This window comes from Curtobacterium sp. B8, from assembly GCF_000333315.1.
GTDB classification, from domain to species: Bacteria; Actinomycetota; Actinomycetes; order Actinomycetales; family Microbacteriaceae; genus Curtobacterium; species Curtobacterium luteum.
Genome location: NZ_BACW01000675.1, coordinates 1 through 3,795 on the forward strand (window position 1 = coordinate 1; position 3,795 = coordinate 3,795).

Below are 3,795 nucleotides of genomic sequence, written 5' to 3' on the forward strand. Positions count from 1 at the left end.
CTCCAGGCGGTCGCGCCGTGCCGTGCGCCGGCCGACGAGCGGTCACGACGCGCCGCGTACAGGTCGCCGAGCGGTCACGAACCGTCGGTTGCGGGCGTCCGGGGCGACGGGTCGTGACCGGTCGCCGGAGGTGAGCGGGGAGTCGTGACCGTCCGGTGGACGGGTGATGCCCACACACGCGCCGGTCACGCCGCGCCGTGCGCAGGTTGCCGAGCGGTCGCGACGTGCCGTGCGCAGGTCGCCGGGCGGTCACGAACCGTCGGTTGCGGGCGTCCGGGGCGACGGGTCGTGACCGGTCGCCGGAGGTGAGCGGGGAGTCGTGACCGTCCGGTGGACGGGTGATGCCCACGCCCGCGCCGGTCGCGACGTGCCGTGTGCAGGTCGCCGGGCGGTCACGAACCGTCGGTCACGGGCATCCGGGGCGACGGGTCGTGACCGGTCGCCGGAGGTGAGCGGGGAGTCGTGACCGTTCGGCGCGAGCGCGACCGGGGTCAGCCGTGCCGACGCTCGGTCGACGACAGCAGCTGCTCGACCTCGCCGATCTCCATGGTCTCCGGGGACACCGACTGCAGCGGCGCTGCCGTCGGCGCGTGCACCGCGTCGACCAACCGGTGCATCATCGCGACCGCGTCGTCGACGACCTCGGTGCTCTTCACCTGCACGCCGTGCAGCAGCCACTGCGCCGTCTCGAGCTCGTGGTGCACCCGTGCGCGCTGCGCGAGCTGCCGGTCACGGCCGCCGCCGTTCGTCTCGTACGCGCTGAGGACCGTGTCGAACGCGTCCTTCCGCCCGGCGAGCACCCACGCGAGGTCCTTCGCGGGGTCGCCGAGCCGGAGCTCGCCCCAACCGAGCACCCCGGTCACGGCGTCGCCGTCCACGAGGAGCGCCTCGGTGCCGACCGAGCCGTGCACGACCGTCGGCGTGAACTGCCACAGCTGCTGGTCACGGGCCGCGCCCTCCCACCGCTCCTTGAGCGCGGCCGGGACGAGCTTGGTGGCGACCGCGCGGTCCATGACGGAGACCGCGGACCGGAGGACCTCGAACGGGGTGAGCGACGGGAGGCCGGCGTCGGTGACGAACCTCGTCGGCAGCTGGTGGACCGCCGCCACCGCACGGCCGACCGAGGCGGCGAGACCGGGGCGGTCGGCGAGGTCGCGGAGCGCGGGGTGGGCGCCGGGGACGTAGGTGGTCACGATGGCGCGCGTCGACCCGATCGGGGCCTGTCCGCGGTACTCGGCGACGGCGAACGGGAGGCGCGTGCGGATCCCGGCGCTCAGCGCCCGGATCGCGACGAGGTCGGCCGACTGGCGCGCTTCGGCCCGCTGGTTGCGGGGCCGGCGGATCGCGAGTGCGGCGCCGTCGGCGTCGCGGAGGACCGCGGACTCGTAGTCCCCGGACGCCGCGGAGCCGAGCGTGCGTGTCCCCGTGACGACGAGCCCGGGCACGGCCGTCGTCGCCAACGCGGCTAGAGTGAACTGGGATCCCGCCATGCCCATCAGGGTAGGTCCGTGTCGTCGCCATCCGGGCACGCCACGCTGACCCGGGCACTCCCGGCCGAAGCCGCTGATCTGAGGAGCCCTCCGCCGTGACCGTCGAGTTCGCCGCCAGACTGCCCCTGTCCCGGAACGAACTCGACCGCGACGCGGAGTTCCGCACGACGCCGGACCTCGACAGCGTGCTCCGCGACGACCCGGCCACGCGGTACCTCCCGCTCCGTGGTTCGGAGATGCTCCGGAACGCCGACGGCACGCTGCGCTTCGTGTCCGCCGCGGACGTCCCCGAGGACACCGTCCTGCTGTACCTCGGCCGCGCGATCGCCGACGCCGCCGACGCCCCGGCCGGCACCCGATTCGTCGCCGCCTTCGTCGACCCGGACACCGCACGCGCGATCGAACCGGACGAGGACGCCTGGGAGAGCCTCCGGATGTTCGGCACGGAGCTGTCCGCGCGCGACCAGGGCCTCGCGGTCGAGGCGGTCGCGATGGCGAACTGGCACGCCGTGCACGGCTTCTCGCCCCGCACCGGTTCCCCGGCGTCGGTCACCACGGGTGGCTGGGTCCGCCGCGACCCCGAGGGGCACGAGCTCTTCCCGCGCACCGACGCCGCGATCATCGTCGGCGTGACCGACGCCGAGGACCGCATCCTCCTCGGCTCGAACGCGGCGTGGGACCAGGACCGGTACTCGCTGCTCGCCGGGTTCGTCGAGCCGGGTGAGTCCCTCGAGGACGCCGTGCGGCGCGAGGTCTGGGAGGAGTCCGGTGTCCGCGTCGAGGAGCCGGAGTACCTCGGGTCGCAGCCGTGGCCGTTCCCCGCGTCGCTGATGCTCGGCTTCCGGGCCCGCGCGGTCGACGGCGACCCGAGCACCGCCCGCCCCGACGGCGTCGAGATCCTCGACGTCCGGTGGTTCTCCCGCGACGAGATCCGGGAGCGCGCCGGGGACACCCTCCTGCTGCCGGGCCGCACCTCCATCGCCCGCGCCATCATCGAGGAGTGGTACGGCGGCCCGCTGGACCTGCCGTGAGCGGCGCCGCAGCACCGCCCGCGGGTGCCGCGGGGCCGTCCGCCGAGGAACTGCTCGCCGCGCTCGACCCGGAGCAACGGGCGGTCGCACGGACGCTGCTCGGCCCCGTCGCGGTCCTCGCCGGTGCCGGCACCGGGAAGACCCGGGCCATCACGCACCGGATCGCGTACGGGGTCGCGACCGGGACCTACTCGCCGAACCACGTGTTGGCGCTGACCTTCACGACCCGAGCGGCGGGGGAGCTCCGTTCCCGCCTGCGCGCGCTCGGGGCGGGGACGGTCCAGGCGCGCACCTTCCACTCGGCGGCGATGGCGCAGCTCAGCTACTTCTGGCCGGACACCGTCGGTGGCCACGCACCGCGCCTCGTCGACAAGAAGGGCCGGGTGATCGCGCACGCGGCGGACACCGTCGGCCTGCACGTCGACACCCCGGTGCTGCGCGACCTCGCGGCCGAGGTCGAGTGGCGCAAGGTGCAGATGCTGACGCTCGAGGAGTACGAAGCCGCTGCAGCGGACCGGACGATGCCGCGGGACACCTCCCCGCGCCGGGTTGTCGACCTCATGCGCTCGTACGAACAGCTCAAGGACGACCGCCGGCAGCTCGACTTCGAGGACGTCCTCCTCGCCACGCTCGGCATGGTCGAGTCGGAACCGCGGGTCGCGTCCTACGTCCGGCAGCAGTACCGGTTCTTCGTCGTCGACGAGTACCAGGACGTCTCGCCCGTGCAGCACGCGCTCCTGCGGGCCTGGCTCGGCGGTCGTGACGACGTGTGCGTGGTGGGTGACGCCAGCCAGACGATCTACTCCTTCGCCGGGGCGTCGAGCGGGTTCCTGCTCGGGTTCGGCTCGGAGTTCCCACGCGGTTCGGTCGTGCGGCTCGAGCGCAACTACCGGTCGACGCGCGAGGTCGTCCACGCCGCCAACACGCTCATGCGCGGCCGTCCGGGTGCGCTCGACCTCGTCGCGCAGAGCACCGCGCCCGGTCCGGAACCGACGGTCCTCGCGTGCGTGCACGACGGTGACGAGGCGCAGACGGTCGCCCGCACGATCACGGACCTGGTCGCCGGCGGGTCCGCATGGGGCGACGTGGCGGTCCTCTTCCGCGTCGGCGCGCAGTCCGCCGCCCTCGAGTCGGCGCTCGGCCGCGCCGGCGTGCCCTACCGGGTGCAGGGCGGCACGCGGTTCTTCGACCGCCCCGAGGTGAAGCTCGCCGTGCACCACATGCGGGGTGAGGCGGTCCGGCAGACCGACGACGAACTGACCCGCCGCGTCGGT

At 74.3% G+C, this 3,795-nt stretch carries 3 protein-coding genes; 2 read left to right on the forward strand and 1 reads right to left on the reverse strand.

Going from position 1 to position 3,795, the window contains the following annotated elements; translation table 11 throughout:
* Window positions 1-491: 491 nt before the first annotated feature.
* Window positions 492-1,490, reverse strand: a complete 999-nt coding sequence (locus tag I59_RS17975) for a phosphotransferase (RefSeq protein WP_042726904.1) — start codon at window positions 1,488-1,490, stop codon at window positions 492-494.
* Window positions 1,491-1,585: 95 nt separating this feature from the next.
* Here I59_RS17975 and nudC point away from each other — a divergent pair, with 95 nt between their 5' ends.
* Both nudC and I59_RS17985 read left to right on the forward strand, forming a co-directional pair.
* Entirely contained in the window at window positions 1,586-2,521 is a 936-nt protein-coding gene (gene nudC / locus I59_RS17980; RefSeq protein ID WP_022905061.1) for an NAD(+) diphosphatase, read from the forward strand.
* A partial coding sequence (locus tag I59_RS17985) for an ATP-dependent helicase (protein WP_022905062.1) occupies window positions 2,518-3,795 on the forward strand: 1,278 nt, incomplete at its 3' end. The genes nudC and I59_RS17985, both read left to right, overlap by 4 nt.

Coding starts and splice junctions, on each gene's coding strand:
- I59_RS17975 (WP_042726904.1), bottom strand. CDS start 1,490: ATGGCGGGATCCCAGTTCACTCTAGCCGCGTTGGCGACGACGGCCGTG.